We start from the raw sequence: 13,905 nt of genomic DNA on the forward strand, positions 1-13,905 counted from the left end.
CCGGCCATCCACGTCTTGGCTACTAAGGGAAATCGTGGATCCCCGGGTCAAGCCCGGGGATGACGTTGTTCCGGCAGGAAAACGGTTCTCCGGCCGGCCGCTGCGCCTCACTTGCCCGGCTGCGGGACCAGGCGCAGATAGGGCTTCAGCGTCTTCCAGCCGCCGGGGAATTTCTCCTTCGCCGCCTCGTCGCTCACCGAAGGAACGATGATCACGTCGTCGCCGTCCTTCCAGTTCGCCGGGGTGGCGACGGCGTGCTGGGCGGTGAGCTGGAGCGAGTCGATCACGCGCAGGATCTCGTCGAAGTTGCGCCCGGCGCTCGCGGGATAGGTGAGCGAGAGCTTCAGCTTCTTGTCCGGCCCGACGATGAACACCGAGCGCACCGTCATGGTGTCGGAGGCGTTCGGGTGGATCATGTCGTAGAGGTCGGCGACCTTGCGGTCCTGATCGGCGATCAGCGGGAAGTTCGGCGCGTAGCCCTGCGTCTCCGCGATGTCGTCCGACCATTTGGCGTGCGCGTCGAGCGGATCGACGGAGAGGCCGATCACCTTGACGTTGCGGCGGTCGAATTCCGGCTTCAGCCGCGCGACCTGGCCGAGCTCGGTGGTGCAGACCGGGGTGAAGTTCTTCGGGTGCGAGAACAGCACGCCCCAGGAAGAGCCGAGCCACTCGTGGAAGCGGATCGGGCCTTCGGTGGTCTCGGCCTCGAAATCGGGGACGACGTCCCCCAGACGGATGGTCATGACAGGCTCCCGGAAGCGGTGAACGAGAATTCTATAATTTTTATATCTTACTGCGCACGACGGCGCGGTGGAAGCGCGATCCTGCGCCTGCCACCGCGCCGATCGTGCGCCCAATCGGGCGCGGATGGAACCGACGGGCCACGCACACGTTACAGCACGGGCGGCCGGACGGCTCTGTGACGACAAGCGGGCGCCCGTGCTTTTCGCGGAAACGCGCGCCGCAGGGCCGCGTTCCGCTTACGCCACGCGAAACGGGCGCCGGACCGCATCGGCCGGGGCCGCCACATCTGGAGGGGATCCATGCTCAAGATCGTTGCGATTTCGGCCGTCGCGCTCAGCCTCGCGGCCTGCACCACCACCGAGCGCCGGGCGACCGGCGGCGCGCTCATCGGCGGCGGCACGGGCGCGGTGATCGGCGGCATCGCCGGCGGCGGCACCGGGGCCGCGATCGGCGCGGGCATCGGCGCCGGCACGGGCGCGCTGATCGGCGCGGCGACCTCGCCGGGCGACTGCTACGCCTATGACGCCTATGGCCGCCGCGTGGCGGTGCGCTGCTGATAGCGCAGCCCCTCGAACGGACCTTAAGGAACGGCCCCCCAGCGGGGCCGTTTTCCTTATGACGGCCGGCAACGCTACTGGCTGGCCCACAGCACGCGGGCGATCCAGGCGATCTCGCCCTCCTGCAGCAGCCGGTCGGGATGCTCGGGGTTGAGCGAGCGCAGCTCGACCGTGCGTGCGGTGCGGCGCTTGAGCTCCTTGGCGAGCACCTCGCCCTCGCGCGTCTTGACGATCACCCGGTCGCCACGGCGCACCGGCGCGGCGGGCGAGACCACCACAAGATCGCCGTCGCGGTACAGCGGCAGCATGGAATCCCCTGAAATCTCCAGCGCATAGGCGTGCTCGTCGCCGACGGCGGGGAAGGCGATCTCGTCCCAGGCACCGCCCACCGGAAAGCCGGCATCGTCGAAATAGCCGCCGGCGCCCGCCTGCGCGAAGCCGATCAGCGGAATGGCGCGCCGCGCCCCGCTTGTGCCGTCCACCATCGCCATGAAGTCGTCGAGGCCGGTGCCGGTGGCGGCGAGGATCTTGGCGATGCTCTCGGTGGAGGGCCAGCGCGCGCGCCCGTCCGCCGCCTCGCGCTTGGAGCGGTTGAAGGTGGTGGCGTCGAGCCCGGCCCGCTTGGCAAGCGCGGAGACGCTCATTCCGTGGCGCTCGGCCAGCCGGTCGACGGCCCGCCAGATCTGGGCATGGGTGAGCATGGGGGCGGCTCGGAATATGGTCGGATGAACAGGAATTATACCCTATTTCGGTCCGCGTCCAGTCCCGTTGCGGCCCCATTCCCGCCCGTGTCCGACGGTCTGGACACGCCGGGAGCGCGGTCTAGAGTGCGCGCCCCCGAGGGAGACACGCCATGGCCGAGCCGAGCGAACACCGCGACAGCGCCACCCGCGCGCTGCTGATGGAGGCCGCCCGGCGCGCCGCCGACTATCGGGACGGCGACGCCGTGCGCGGCCGCCCCTCCATGGGCTATGGCGAGGCGGTGGAGGCCTTCGAGGGCGAACTCCCCGTCGAGGGCGAGGAGGCGCAGGCCGTGCTCGACGCTCTCGTGCGCGCGGCCGAGCCGGGGCTGCATCCCGCCACCGGGCCGCGCTTCTTCGGCTGGGTGATCGGCAATTCCCACCCCATGGGCGTCGCGGCGGACTGGCTGGCCTCGGCCTGGGGCCAGAACACCGCCAACCATGTGGCGGCGCCCGCCGCCGCCGCCGCCGAGACCGTGGCGGCGCGCTGGCTGCTGGAGCTGCTGGCGCTGCCGGCTCAGTGCTCCGTCGGCTTTGTCACCGGGGCGACCATGGCGAATTTCGTCGGCCTTGCCGCCGCGCGCGGCGAGGTGCTGCGCCGCGCCGGCTGGGACGTCGCCGCGCACGGCCTGTTCGGTGCGCCGTGCGTGCGCGTGCTCATCGGCGCCGACGCGCACAGCACCGTTCCCTCCGTGCTCGGCCATCTCGGCTTCGGCCGCGAGAGCATCGTGAGAGTGCCGACCGATACGCAGGGCGCCATCTGTCCCGAGGCCTTCGAGCGGGCGCTGGCCGAGAGCGGCGAAGGGCCGCTGATCGTGGCGACGCAGGCCGGCCAGCTCAACACCGGCGCCTTCGACCCGCACGACGTCCTCGTGCCGATGGCGCAGGCGCGCGGCGCCTGGGTGCATGTCGACGGCGCCTTCGGCCTGTGGGCGCGTGCGTGCCCCTCCCGCGCCGGGCTGGCGCACGGCGTCGAGCTGGCGGATTCCTGGGCGAGCGACGGCCATAAATGGCTGCAGACGCCGTTCGATTCCGGCTACGCCATCGTGCGCGACGGTGAGGCGCACCGGCGCGCCATGACCATCGCCGCAAGCTATCTGCCGCCGGTGCGGGAGGCCGAGCGCGACCCCTCCCATCTGGTGCCGGAGCTGTCGCGCCGCGCGCGCGGCTTCGCGACGTGGGCCCTGCTGCGCCATTTCGGCCGCGACGGCATGGCGGCGATGGTGGAGCGCCATTGCGCGCTGGCCCGCCGCCTCGCCGACCGGCTGGCCGCCGAGCCCGGCATCGCGGTGCTCAATGAGGTGGTGCTCAACCAGATCCTCGTGCGCTTCGGCGACGGGGCGGGCGTCGAGGCGGACGACGCGGCCACGCTCGCCACCATCGCCGCGATCCAGGCGGACGGCACCTGCTTCGCCGGCGGGGCGAAATGGCGCGGGCGCTGGGCGATGCGGGTCTCGGTGATCGGCTATTCGACGACCGAAGAAGACATCGACCGCTCGGCGCGGGCGATGATCGCGGCGTGGAGGTCCGTTGCCAGCGCCGCCGCGCAGGGCTAGAGCCTGAGCCGCGGCTGAACTGCGTCATTGAACTGTGACGTGCGCCGCGTCGACAGCGGGGGCTCCGACTTGACCGAATTCATCTACAAGATCGCGCCGCGCGCGCTCTGGCTGGAAGCCGAGGCGGCCGGCCGCTTCGAGGGCGCGCCGGTCGACATCGCCGACGGCTACATCCATTTCTCGACGCTCGCGCAGGTGGCGGAGACCGCGCGCCGGCACTTCGCCGGGCAGGACGACCTCGTGGTCGTCACCGTCCGCATCGACGCGCTCGACCCGGCGGAACTGCGCTGGGAACCCTCGCGCGGCGGCGCGCTGTTCCCCCATCTCTACGCCCCGCTCGATCTCGGCGCGGTGGTCTCGGTGCAGGCGCTGCGGCTCGGGCCGGACGGGCGGCATGTGTTTCCCGAGCTGGAGGGCTAGGCGATGCGCGCGCTTCTCGATCTCGCTCTGCCGGCGGCCCGCCTGCTCGACCCGGAGACGGCGCACGGCCTCGCCATACGCGCGCTGTCCACCCTGCCGGCCGGCCCGGCGCCGGTCGACGATCCGCGCCTCGGCGTGACGCTGTTCGGGCTTTCCTTCCCCAACCCCGTGGGGCTGGCGGCAGGCTTCGACAAGGAAGCCGAGGTGCCCGACGCGATGCTCGCCGCCGGCTTCGGCTTCGTCGAGGTCGGCACCCTCACGCCGCGCCCGCAGCCGGGAAATCCGCGACCGCGCAATTTCCGCCTCACCGAGGACCGCGCGGTGATCAACCGCTACGGCTTCAACAGCGGCGGCCACGGCCCGGCCCGCGCGCGGCTGACCGCCCGCAAGGGGCGGCCCGGCATCGTCGGGGTGAATGTCGGGGCCAACAAGGATTCGGCCGACCGCGCCGCCGATTACGTCGCCGGCATCGAGGCCTTCGCCGGCCTCGCCAGCTATTTCACCGCCAATGTCTCCTCGCCCAACACGCCGGGCCTGCGCGACCTGCAGGAGGAGAAGGCGCTCGACGAGCTGCTGGCGCGGCTGATGGAGACGCGCGAGCGCGTGGCGCCCGGCGTGCCGCTGCTGCTGAAGATCGCGCCGGATCTCGCGCTGGCCCATCTCGACGGGGTGATCGAGGTGGTGCGCCGGCGCCGCGTCGACGGGTTGATCGTCTCCAACACCACGATCTCGCGTCCGGCGGGGCTGCGCTCGCGCCACAGCATTGAGACCGGCGGCCTCTCCGGCCGGCCGCTCTTCGCGCTCTCGACCCGCATGCTGGCGGAAGCCTATGTGCGCGCCGACGGCGCCTTTCCGCTGATCGGCGTGGGCGGCATCGACAGCCCGGAGACGGCGCTGGCCAAGATCGAGGCCGGCGCCAGCCTGATCCAGCTCTATTCCGGCCTCGTCTATGAGGGGCTCGGGCTGGCCGCGCGCATCAAGCAGGGGCTGCTCGCCCGCCTGACGCGCGAGGGCACGACGCTTCCCGCGCTCACCGGCCGGCGCGCCCGCGAGCGGGTGGCGGAACGCTTTCCCGGCACGTGAGCCGGTTCAGGCGAAGCTGCGCCGTTCCAGCGCCGGCAGGCGGAGGGCGAGGAACACGCCGCGCCCGGCCATGAAGGCGAGATAGGCGATCCACAGCCCCTCATTGCCGAGCGGCAGGGTGAGCCACCAGACGAGGAAGAACAGCGCCACCGCCGGGAACATGAGGTTGCGCATGTCGCGCGCCCAGGTCGAGCCGGCATAGATGCCGTCATAGGCGAAGGCGGCGACGCCGAGCAGCGGGGTCAGCGCCGCCAGCGGCAGGAAGGCGCGGCCGACCCCGCGCACCTGTTCATTCGCCGCCAGAAGGTCGATCAGCGCGCCGCCGCCGACGATCAGCAGCCCGGTGGCCGGGGCGGCGAAGCCAAAGCCCCACAGGAGGACGAGGCGCACCGCGCGCCGGAAGCCCGCCCGGTCCTTCGCGCCGATGCTCTGGCCGCAGATCTGTTCGGCGGCGGTCGAGAAGCCGTCGAGGAAGAAGGCCGTCACCATGACGATGTTGTAGAGCACCGCATTGGCGGCGAGCGTCACGTCGTCATGGCGCGCGCCCTGCGCGGTGAAGAACAGCAGCACGCTCATGATCAGCGCGGTGCGGATCATTATGTCGCCGTTCACCGCCACGGTCTCGAACAGCCGGGCGCGGTCGAGCACGACGCGCCAGGGCAGGCGCCAGTCGCGCCCGATGAGCCTTGCCGCCGCACCGAGCCCGGCCAGCGTGCCGACGACCTCTGCCAGCACATTCGCTGCCGCCGCGCCGGCGATGCCGAAATCCCAGTGCAGCACGAGCAGCAGCGTCGCCACCGCGTTGACCGCGGCGATGAGGATCTGCAGCCCGAGGCCGATATCGGTGCGGGCGATGCCGACCAGCCAGCCGAGCAGGGCGAAATTGCCGATGGCGAAGGGCGCGGAGAGGATGCGCACCGCGAAATAGAGCGCCGCCGCCTCGTGCACGCTTTCGCTGGCGCCCATGGCGAGGAAGGCGAGGTGGGACAGCGGCAGGTGCAGCACGATGAGCGCGAGGCCGACGACGAGCGCGATCAGCAGCGAGCGCAGCAGCACGGCGCGCAGTTCGACACTGTCACCGCGCCCGAGCGCCTGCGCGGTAAGGCCCGCCGTGCCCATGCGGATGGAGCCGAACACCCAGAACACGAAATCGAACAGCAGCGCCCCGACCGCCACGGCGCCGAGCAGCGCCGCATCGCCCAGCCGGCCGATGGCGCCCGTGGCGACCAGCCCGAGCACGGGCGTCGTCATCTGCGCCAGCGTCGCCGGCAGGGCGATGACGAGGAAGCGCCGGGAGGTGACCTCCTCCCGGCCGCCGGACGCGATGTTCACGGTGTCAGCGTCCGCGGCTGGCGATGCGGGTGATGAACCAGAGCGGGATGACGATGACCGCGCCGAGCAGGAAATAGCGCCACAGCCGCTCGACCGTCTCGAAGCCGAAATTGAACAGATGGCGGATCAGGCTTTCGAGGCTGGACAGGATGTTCAGCGGGTCGAGCCCCAGCGCGGCGAGGATGACGCCGACCACCACCGACAGCGCGATGAGGCGCAGCAGCACCCAGAAGGGCGAGCCGCCCATCCAGCGGCCGAGACTGTTGTGGTGGTCGGACATGAATCACGCTCCTTGGGCGGGCGAACGGCCCTTCCCTAGCACGCCGGAGGCACGGCGGGGAGCGTGTCCCTCATCGCCGATCATGCGCTCCAGCGTTTCCAGCCGGTCCGCCTCGCCGGGGGGCTTGTCCCAGCGCAGACGCGCGATGCGGGGAAAGCGCATGGCGAGGCCCGAGCGGTGGCGGGTGGAGCGCGCCAGCCCCTCAAAGGCGACTTCCAGCACCAGCCCCTCGGTCGGCGTGTGGACGACCTCGCGCACCGGGCCGAAGCGGTTGACGGTGTGGCGGCGCACGAAGCGGTCGATCTCGATCAGCTCGGCGTCGGTGAAGCCGAAATAGGCCTTGCCGACCGGCACCAGTTCGCCGGCTTCCGTCCAGACCCCGAAGGTGTAGTCGGAATAATAGGAGGAGCGCTTGCCGTGGCCGCGCTGGGCATACATCAGCACGGCGTCGACGCTGTGCGGGTCGCGCTTCCATTTCCACCACGGCCCTTTCGGCCGGCCGGGGAGATAGAAGCTGTCAGCGCGCTTGAGCATGACGCCCTCGACCGCCTCGGCCTCGGATTGCGCGCCATGCGCCGCCGGATCGGCGCGGGCGGCGGCCAGCTCCTCCCATGACGCGAAGGGCACGAGCGGGGAGAGGTCGAGCCGGCCCGCCTCGGGATGGGCGGCGACCAGCGCCTCAAGCCGGGCGCGGCGGGCGTCGAAGGGCAGCTCGCGCAGGTCCTCGCCCTTCTCGGCGAGCAGGTCGTAGGCGCGGATATGGGCCGGGAACTCGCCCAGCATCTTCGGCGTGACAGCCTTCCGGTTGAGCCGCTGCTGCAGCACGTTGAAGGACTGCACCCGCCCCTCGCGCAGCACCAGCAACTCGCCGTCGACCGCCCCGTCGAAGGCGAGCGCCTCGGCAAGATCGGGGAAGGCGCCGGAGATGTCCTCGCCGGTGCGGCTATAGAGGCGCGTCACGTGCCGCCCGTCCGCGCCGGGCGCCCGCACCGCCTGCACGCGGATGCCGTCCCATTTCCATTCCGCGCGGAAGGCGGCGGGGTCCAGCGCCGCGAAATCGGCGTCCTCGACCGGATGGGACAGCATCACCGGGCGGAAAGGGGCGGGATCGTCGGTCTCGGGCCGCGCGCCATGCCCTTCCGCCCAGGCGAACAGCGCCTCATAGGGCGGGGAGAGGCCGGGCCAGACTAGCTCGATATCGTCCGGCGTCAGCTCGCCAAGCGCGGCCACCGCCGTCTTGGCGAGGCGGGCCGAGACGCCGATGCGCAGGCCGCCGGTGATCAGCTTGAGCAGCGCCCAGCGGCCGGTCTCGTCCAGTCGGTCGAGCAGGCCCGCGAGCACGGCCGGCATTTCGGCGCGGCCCATATGGGTGAAGGCGTGGACGATGGCGGAAAGGGGCGGCGGCTCGGTGTCGTTGCGCCCGTGCGGCGCCGGCCACATCAGCGCCACCGTCTCGGAGAGGTCGCCGACATAATCGTAGGAAAGAGCGAACAGCACCGGGTCGGTGCGCTCGGAGATCAGCTGGCGGATCAGCCCCGGCTTGGCGTTGCGGAACGACAGCGCCCCGGTGAGCGCGGCGAGCGCCCAGCCACGCTCCGGGTCTGGCGTGTGCTTCAGATAGTCGGCTATCAACCTGATCTTGCCGTTGCGGCGCGGCTCATAGGCGAGGCGGTCGAGCAGGGCGGCGAAGCGGTTCACGGCGCGGCCTCCGGCGGGGAGGCTTCCGGCCCCGCGGTCTCTGGCGCCGTGCCTTCCGGCGGCGCGCCTTCCGCCTCCTCCTCGCCATAGCCGACCATGTGCAGCGGCCGCGCCTCCAGCCCGGCGAGGCGCGCCCAGTGCACCAGCGCGTCCTCCTGGCCGTGCGTGACCCACAGTTCCTGGCAGCCGGTGGCGAGGATCGAGGCCTGCAAATCGTCCCAGTCGGCATGGTCGGAGAGGATGAGCGGCAGCTCGACGCCGTTCTGCCGGGCGCGGGCGCGAATGCGCATCCAGCCTGAGGCGAAGGCGGTGACCGGATCGGGGAAGCGGCGCGACCAGACGTCGGTCATCGCGCTGGGCGGGCAGATCACCACCGCGCCGGCGCGCTTGGCCGCCGGGGCGTCGCGGGCGGGGCGGATGTCGCCGAGGTCGATGCCCTGCGCGCGGTAATACTCGGTCAGCCGCTCCATCGCGCCATGGATGAGGATGGGCCGTTCATGCCCGGCGGCGCGCAGCAGCGCCATGACCCGCTGCGCCTTGCCGAGCGCATAGGCGCCGACGAGATGCGCGCGCTCGGGGAACAAAGCGAGCGAGGCGGTGAGCCTGGCGATCTCGCGCGCCGGCGCGGGATGGCGGAACACCGGCAGGCCGAAGGTCGCCTCCGAGATGAAGACGTGGCAGGGCACCGGGGCGAAGGGCTCGGCGGTCGGGTCGGCGCCCGGCTTGTAGTCGCCCGAGGCGACGATGGTGCAGCCGCGCCAGTCGAGTGCGATCTGCGCGCTGCCCAGTATGTGGCCGGCGGGATGGAAGGTGACGCCGACGCCGTTCACCTCGACGCGCGCGCCATAGGCCGCCGCCTGCGTCGTGCCCGCGAAATCCTCGCCATAGCGGATCGCCATGATGTCGAGCGTGCGCCGGGTCGCCAGGACGGCGCCATGGCCGGCGCGGGCATGGTCGGAATGGCCGTGGGTGACGAGCGCCCGCGCCACCGGCCGCGTCGGGTCGATGAAGAAGTCGCCGGCCGGGGAATAGAGCCCCTGCGGCGTGGAGTGGAGAAGCTCTTCCGGACGCATCGCGGAAGATATATAGGGCGGCGCCCCGGTTTTCCGCGAGAGGCCTCGCGGCGGTGTCCAGAGAACCACCCGCATGAATGCAGGCAGGCTCATCCTCTCCTCCGGCGACCCGACCGTGGATCGCCGGATCGACTGGGCGCGCGCGCTGATGGAGGAGGGCAACCCCGCCGACGCCGCCGAACTGCTCGCCGAGGCGACCGCGCGCGCCGGCCATTACGCGCCCGGCTGGTTCCTGCTCGGCGAGGCCCGCGAGGCGGCGGGCGATGCGGCCGGCGCGCGGGCCGCCTTCGAGGGCGCGCTGGCGCAGGATGCCGGCGACACGCTGGGTGCCGCGCTGCGCCTCGCCCGGCTCGACGGCGCGGTGGCGGAGATGAGCGAAGCCTATGTGCGCGCGCTGTTCGACCAGTATGCCGACCGCTTCGACACCGCGCTGGCGCGGCTTTCCTATCGCGGGCCGGAGGTGATCGACGCCGCGCTGGAGGCGGCCTGCGCCGGGCTCGGCCGGCCCTATGCCTTCGCACGCGGGCTGGATCTGGGCTGCGGCACCGGGCTGGTGGCGCTGCGCATCGAGGCGCGGCTCGGCGCGATCGAGGGCGTCGACCTCTCGCCCAACATGATCGACCGCGCGGCAAGGCGCGGCGTCTATGAGCGGCTGACGGCCGGCGAGATGCTGGCCTTCCTTAAGGCGCGGCCGGCGTGCGACGTCGACCTGATCTTTGCCGGCGACGCCTTCTGCTACCTCGCCGAGCTCGGCCCTATCCTCATGGAGAGCCGCCGCGTGCTGGAGCCGGGCGGGCTTCTCGCCTTCACCACCGAGACGCATGAGGGCGAGAGCGTGTTGCTGCGCGACACGCTGCGCTACGCCCACGCGGTGGACCATGTGCATGCCGGGCTGGCGGCCGCCGGGCTGGGGCTGGTGCATCTGGCGGATGAATGGGTGCGCAAGGAGCACCAGACCCCGGTGCCGGGTATCGTCGTGGTGGCGCAGCGCGCGGAGTGAGCGTGCGCCCCCCGCTTCCGCGTCATCCCGGCCGAAGCGAAGCGGAGAGCCGGGATCGCGCCCCGACACTGCTTCTTCCTGCCCGCGATCCCGGATCGGCCTGCGGCCGTCCGGGATGACGACCGAGGGAAGCTCTGCAAAGACGCGCCCCCTCGCAATTCGCCGCCGAGGCATTAGCTTCTCGCCGTGCCGATGGATGCCGCGCCTGCCCCCGACCTGCCCGACGATCTGCTGCCCGAGCCGTTCCGGCGCTGGTTCGCCGGGCGGGGCTGGGCGCCGCGCGCGCACCAGCTCGAACTGCTCGCCAAGGCGCGCGCGGGCCGCTCGGCCCTGCTGATCGCCCCGACGGGAGCGGGCAAGACGCTGGCCGGCTTCCTGCCGAGCCTCGTCGAGCTGTCGCAGCGGGCCCGTGCCCGCAACAGCGTGCGCCCGCCCGGCGTGCACACGCTCTACATCTCCCCGCTCAAGGCGCTGGCCGTCGACGTCGCCCGCAATCTGGAGCGGCCGGCGGCGGAGATGGACTTGGCCGTCCGCATCGAGACCCGAACCGGCGACACGCCGGCCTCGCGCCGCCAGCGCCAGCGGCGTGACCCGCCCGACATATTGCTCACCACGCCGGAACAGATCGCCCTTCTGCTGGCTTCGGGCGACGGCGAGGCGCTGTTCGGCGATCTCCGCCGCATCGTGCTCGACGAACTGCACGCGCTGGCCGGCTCGAAGCGCGGCGACCTGCTCTCGCTCGGCCTCGCCCGGCTGCGGGCGCTCGCGCCGCAGGCGCAGACGGTCGGCCTCTCGGCGACGGTGGCCGATCCCGACACGCTGCGCCGCTGGTTGGTGCCGCAGGCTCGCGAGGGCGAGATGGGCGATGTGGTGATCGCGCAGGCCGGCGCGGCGCCGGAACTCTCCATGCTGGACAGCGTCGCCCATGTGCCCTGGGCCGGCCACACGGCGCGCCATTCGCTGAAGGAGATCTACGCGCTGATCGCGGCCAACACGACGACGCTGGTCTTCGTGAACACCCGCATGCAGGCCGAGCTGCTGTTCCAGGAGCTGTGGCACATCAACGACGCCAATCTGCCGATCGCCCTGCACCACGGCTCGCTCGATGTCTCGCAGCGCCGGCGGGTGGAGGCGGCGATGGGCGAGGGCCGGCTGAAGGCGGTGGTGTGCACCTCCTCGCTGGATCTGGGCATCGACTGGGGCGCGGTCGACCTCGTGGTGAATGTTGGCGCGCCGAAGGGTTCCTCGCGGCTGATGCAGCGCATCGGGCGCGCCAATCATCGGCTGGACGAGCCGAGCCGCGCCGTGCTGGTGCCGGCGAACCGCTTCGAGGTTCTGGAATGCCGCGCCGCGCTGGAAGCGGTGCGGGCGGGCGCGCAGGACAGCGCGGTCATCCGCACCGGCGCGCTCGACGTGCTGGCGCAGCACGTGCTCGGCATGGCCTGCGCCGGCCCCTTCGCCGCCGACGACCTCTATGCCGAGGTGATTTCGGCCGAGCCCTATGCGGGTCTCGTCCGGCAGGATTTCGACGACGTGCTCGATTTCGTCGCGACGGGGGGCTACGCGCTGCGCGCCTATGAGCGCTTCGCCCGCATCCGCCGCATGAAGGACGGGCGCTGGCGCGTCGCCAACCCGGAGGTGGCGCAGCAATACCGGCTGAATGTCGGCACCATCGTCGAGGCGAGCATGCTGAAGGTGCGGCTCGCCGGCGCCAAGTCGCGCTTCGGCGGCCGGGTGCTCGGCGAGGTGGAGGAATATTTCGTCGAGACGATGAGCCCCGGCGACACCTTCGTCTTCGCCGGCGAGGTGCTGGAGTATCTTGCCATCGTCGACGAGGAGGTGCGCGTCGCCCGCAGCAACGCGAAGGAGCCGAAGGTGCCCTCCTACGCCGGCGGCAAGTTCCCGCTCTCCACCTTCCTCGCCGCGCGGGTGCGCGCGCTGCTCGCCGATCCCGCCGGCTGGTCCGCCCTGCCGGGGCAGGTGCATGAATGGCTGGAGCTGCAGAAGCTGCGCTCGCGCCTGCCGGGCCGGGAGGACCTGCTGGTCGAGACCTTTCCGCGTGGCGGGCGCTACCACCTCGTCGCCTATCCCTTCGAGGGCCGGCTGGCGCACCAGACGCTCGGCATGCTGCTGACCCGCCGGCTCGACCGCGCCGGGCTGCACCCGCTCGGCTTCATGGCCAACGACTACGCGCTGGTGATCTACGGCGCGCGCGACATGTCGCTCGCTATTCAACAGGGGCGGCTCTCGCTCGACGCGCTGTTCGACGCCGACATGCTGGGCGACGACCTTGAGGACTGGCTCGCCGAATCTGCGCTGATGAAGCGCACCTTCCGGCAATGTGCCGTCATCGGCGGGCTGATCGAGCGGCGCTTTCCCGGCCGGGAGAAGAACGCGCGGCAGGTGACGATGTCGACCGATCTCGTCTATGACGTGCTGCGCCGGCACGAGCCGGGCCACGTTCTGCTGCGCGCGGCCCGCGCCGATGCGGCCACCGGGCTTCTGGACATTCGCCGCCTCTCCGACATGCTCACCCGCATCCGGGGGCGAATCGACCATGTGGCGCTGGAGCGGGTCTCCCCGCTCGCCGTGCCGGTCATGCTGGAGATCGGCCGCGAGATGGTGGCGGGCGGCGCCTCCGAGGCGCTGCTGGCGGAAGCCGAGGACGAACTGATCAGGGAGGCGATGGACGGTGCATCGGACGGCGGAAACGGCGCGGGAGACGGATGGCGGGCATGATGGTACGGCGGTGGCCCTGGCCGGCGTCGCGCTCGTGCTCGACGCCGCCGGCGCGCTGTGGTGGCCGGCCGAGCGCATGCTCATTGTCGCCGACCTGCATCTGGAGAAGGGCTCCTCCTTCGCCGCGCGCGGCGTGCCGCTGCCGCCCTATGACAGCCGGGCGACGCTGACGCTGCTCGCCCGCATCGTCGAGCGCCGGCGCCCGCGCACCCTCGTCGCGCTCGGCGACAGCTTCCACGATCGTGGCGGCGCCGATCGGCTGGCCGGCGAGGAACGCGCGACGCTGGCCGCGCTGATGCGCGGGTGCGAGATGGTGTGGATCGCCGGCAACCACGATCCCGATCCGGTGCCGGGGTTCGGGGGCATCTGCGCGGAGGAACTGCGTATCGGCCCGCTGACCCTGCGCCACGAGCCTGCCGTGGAGCCGGGGGAGGGCGAGATCGCCGGCCATTTCCACCCTGTGGCGCGGGTGGTGGTGCGCGGGCGCAGCCTGCGCCGGCGCTGCTTCGCCACCGACGGGCGGCGGCTCGTCATGCCTGCCCTCGGCGCCTATGCCGGCGGGCTCAATGTGCGCGACGCCGCGCTGGCCCGCCTGTTCGCGCCCGCCTATGAGGCGCATCTGGTCGGCGCCGCGCGCACCTACCGCATCGCCCACCACGCCTGCCTGCCGGACCGGTAGAACG

Annotated in this window: 13 protein-coding genes; 7 read left to right on the top strand and 6 right to left on the bottom strand. The window is 71.8% G+C overall.

The features are described 5' to 3' along the window. Window positions 1–107 precede the first annotated feature (107 nt). Window positions 108–743, bottom strand: a complete 636-nt coding sequence (locus MWN33_RS04495; RefSeq protein ID WP_247199142.1) for a peroxiredoxin — start codon at window positions 741–743, stop codon at window positions 108–110. A 300-nt stretch (window positions 744–1,043) separates the two neighbouring features. Between MWN33_RS04495 and MWN33_RS04500 the strand changes: the two genes are divergently transcribed. After that, window positions 1,044–1,301, top strand: a complete 258-nt coding sequence (locus tag MWN33_RS04500) for a YMGG-like glycine zipper-containing protein (RefSeq protein WP_247199144.1) — start codon at window positions 1,044–1,046, stop codon at window positions 1,299–1,301. A gap of 74 nt (window positions 1,302–1,375) precedes the next feature. Here the strand turns inward: MWN33_RS04500 and MWN33_RS04505 are convergent, their stop codons facing one another. Next, window positions 1,376–2,002, bottom strand: a complete 627-nt coding sequence (locus tag MWN33_RS04505; protein WP_247199146.1) for a helix-turn-helix transcriptional regulator — start codon at window positions 2,000–2,002, stop codon at window positions 1,376–1,378. A 152-nt stretch (window positions 2,003–2,154) separates the two neighbouring features. On the opposite strand from MWN33_RS04505, the gene MWN33_RS04510 reads away from it, so the two are divergent. From MWN33_RS04510 to MWN33_RS04520, 3 genes are all read left to right on the top strand, one after another. Further along, complete coding sequence (locus tag MWN33_RS04510; protein WP_247199148.1) at window positions 2,155–3,597, top strand: pyridoxal phosphate-dependent decarboxylase family protein; 1,443 nt, start codon at window positions 2,155–2,157, stop codon at window positions 3,595–3,597. A gap of 69 nt (window positions 3,598–3,666) precedes the next feature. Next, entirely contained in the window at window positions 3,667–4,017 is a 351-nt protein-coding gene (locus MWN33_RS04515; RefSeq protein WP_247199150.1) for a DUF952 domain-containing protein, read from the top strand. A 3-nt stretch (window positions 4,018–4,020) separates the two neighbouring features. Then, window positions 4,021–5,100 (top strand): quinone-dependent dihydroorotate dehydrogenase, encoded by a 1,080-nt coding sequence (locus tag MWN33_RS04520; RefSeq protein ID WP_247199152.1) that lies wholly within the window; start codon window positions 4,021–4,023, stop codon window positions 5,098–5,100. Between the two features lie 6 nt (window positions 5,101–5,106). Here the strand turns inward: MWN33_RS04520 and MWN33_RS04525 are convergent, their stop codons facing one another. The 4 genes from MWN33_RS04525 to MWN33_RS04540 are packed head-to-tail and all read right to left on the bottom strand — an operon-like array spanning window position 5,107 to window position 9,483. Then, window positions 5,107–6,432, bottom strand: coding sequence for an MATE family efflux transporter (locus MWN33_RS04525; RefSeq protein ID WP_247199154.1), 1,326 nt, complete (start codon window positions 6,430–6,432; stop codon window positions 5,107–5,109). 4 nt (window positions 6,433–6,436) lie between these two features. Then, window positions 6,437–6,712 (bottom strand): DUF6460 domain-containing protein, encoded by a 276-nt coding sequence (locus MWN33_RS04530; protein WP_247199156.1) that lies wholly within the window; start codon window positions 6,710–6,712, stop codon window positions 6,437–6,439. 3 nt (window positions 6,713–6,715) lie between these two features. Next, entirely contained in the window at window positions 6,716–8,410 is a 1,695-nt protein-coding gene (locus tag MWN33_RS04535) for a cisplatin damage response ATP-dependent DNA ligase (protein WP_247199157.1), read from the bottom strand. After that, window positions 8,407–9,483 (bottom strand): ligase-associated DNA damage response exonuclease, encoded by a 1,077-nt coding sequence (locus MWN33_RS04540; RefSeq protein WP_247199788.1) that lies wholly within the window; start codon window positions 9,481–9,483, stop codon window positions 8,407–8,409. The genes MWN33_RS04535 and MWN33_RS04540 overlap by 4 nt, the downstream gene beginning before the upstream one ends. Before the next feature lie 73 nt (window positions 9,484–9,556). On the opposite strand from MWN33_RS04540, the gene MWN33_RS04545 reads away from it, so the two are divergent. The 3 genes from MWN33_RS04545 (at window position 9,557) to pdeM (ending at window position 13,901) form a co-directional block, all read left to right on the top strand. Then, window positions 9,557–10,483 carry a class I SAM-dependent DNA methyltransferase gene (locus MWN33_RS04545; RefSeq protein WP_247199159.1) on the top strand — a complete coding sequence of 309 codons (927 nt, stop codon included), beginning with the start codon at window positions 9,557–9,559 and terminating at the stop codon, window positions 10,481–10,483. Window positions 10,484–10,675: 192 nt separating this feature from the next. Next, window positions 10,676–13,222: a ligase-associated DNA damage response DEXH box helicase gene (locus tag MWN33_RS04550; protein ID WP_247199789.1), complete on the top strand. Its 2,547-nt coding sequence runs from the start codon at window positions 10,676–10,678 to the stop codon at window positions 13,220–13,222. Window positions 13,223–13,232: 10 nt separating this feature from the next. Further along, the gene (gene pdeM / locus MWN33_RS04555) at window positions 13,233–13,901 is read left to right on the top strand and encodes a ligase-associated DNA damage response endonuclease PdeM (RefSeq protein WP_247199161.1); all 669 of its coding nucleotides are present in this window, start codon (window positions 13,233–13,235) and stop codon (window positions 13,899–13,901) included. Window positions 13,902–13,905 lie beyond the last annotated feature (4 nt).

The organism is Ancylobacter koreensis (assembly GCF_023016525.1).
Taxonomy (GTDB): domain Bacteria; phylum Pseudomonadota; class Alphaproteobacteria; order Rhizobiales; family Xanthobacteraceae; genus Ancylobacter; species Ancylobacter koreensis.

What these genes read in the sequence shown, in the direction of transcription:
- MWN33_RS04495 (WP_247199142.1), bottom strand. Translation starts at nt 743, where the DNA reads ATGACCATCCGTCTGGGGGACGTCGTCCCCGATTTCGAGGCCGAGACC.
- MWN33_RS04500 (WP_247199144.1), top strand. Translation starts at nt 1,044, where the DNA reads ATGCTCAAGATCGTTGCGATTTCGGCCGTCGCGCTCAGCCTCGCGGCC.
- MWN33_RS04505 (WP_247199146.1), bottom strand. Translation starts at nt 2,002, where the DNA reads ATGCTCACCCATGCCCAGATCTGGCGGGCCGTCGACCGGCTGGCCGAG.
- MWN33_RS04510 (WP_247199148.1), top strand. Translation starts at nt 2,155, where the DNA reads ATGGCCGAGCCGAGCGAACACCGCGACAGCGCCACCCGCGCGCTGCTG.
- MWN33_RS04520 (WP_247199152.1), top strand. Translation starts at nt 4,021, where the DNA reads ATGCGCGCGCTTCTCGATCTCGCTCTGCCGGCGGCCCGCCTGCTCGAC.
- MWN33_RS04530 (WP_247199156.1), bottom strand. Translation starts at nt 6,712, where the DNA reads ATGTCCGACCACCACAACAGTCTCGGCCGCTGGATGGGCGGCTCGCCC.
- MWN33_RS04540 (WP_247199788.1), bottom strand. Translation starts at nt 9,483, where the DNA reads ATGCGTCCGGAAGAGCTTCTCCACTCCACGCCGCAGGGGCTCTATTCC.
- MWN33_RS04545 (WP_247199159.1), top strand. Translation starts at nt 9,557, where the DNA reads ATGAATGCAGGCAGGCTCATCCTCTCCTCCGGCGACCCGACCGTGGAT.
- MWN33_RS04550 (WP_247199789.1), top strand. Translation starts at nt 10,676, where the DNA reads ATGGATGCCGCGCCTGCCCCCGACCTGCCCGACGATCTGCTGCCCGAG.